Consider the following 730-nt stretch of genomic DNA (forward strand, 5'->3'; position numbering starts at 1 on the left):
TGCGGAAAAACAACACTGCTTTCCATTATTGCCGGTTTGATTGAGCCATCAGAAGGCAGAGTTCTGATTGAAGGCCGTGAGCCGAATCAAAAAGAACATAATATTGGCTATATGCTTCAGCAGGATTACTTATTTCCCTGGAAATCTATCGAGGAAAATGTGCTTCTCGGTTTAAAAATCGCCGACACGCTGACAGAAGAAAGCAAAGCCGCTGCACTCGGTCTATTGCCGGAGTTCGGCCTCATAGATGTGGAGAAAAAATATCCGAAAGAGCTGTCAGGCGGGATGCGCCAGCGGGCTGCGCTTGCAAGAACACTTGCGCCTAATCCTAGTCTGCTTTTGCTGGATGAGCCATTTTCCGCGCTTGATTTTCAGACAAAACTGTCTTTAGAAAACCTGGTATTCCGCACATTAAAGGAATATCAAAAAACAGCAGTGCTTGTCACTCATGATATAGGGGAAGCGATAGCGATGAGCGATACGATCTTTTTATTTTCAAATCAGCCGGGCACCATCCATCAGATTTTTACCATTCCTAAGGAATTGGCCGCGATGTTGCCTTTTGACGCCCGTCAGGAACCTTCCTTCCAGACACTGTTTCAAACGATATGGAAGGAGCTGAATTCTCTTGAGAAACAGCAAAGAAACCATTGATCTGCTTCACGAGCAGTATCAATTCAAACAGAAAAAGGAAAAGTGGAAGGTCCATTCCTTTCAGCTTGCCATATTT

Annotated in this window: 1 protein-coding gene and 1 pseudogene; both read left to right on the plus strand. The window is 44.7% G+C overall.

The window, feature by feature from the left end:
* Positions 1-654: ABC transporter ATP-binding protein (locus tag ACWHAR_RS26775; RefSeq protein WP_452088389.1), on the plus strand; the 654-nt coding region annotated here is incomplete at its 5' end.
* Positions 629-730 (plus strand): annotated as a pseudogene (locus ACWHAR_RS26780) (ABC transporter permease); the annotation flags it as partial. The gene ACWHAR_RS26775 and the pseudogene ACWHAR_RS26780, both read left to right, overlap by 26 nt.

The organism is Bacillus sp. LR--39 (assembly GCF_053613335.1).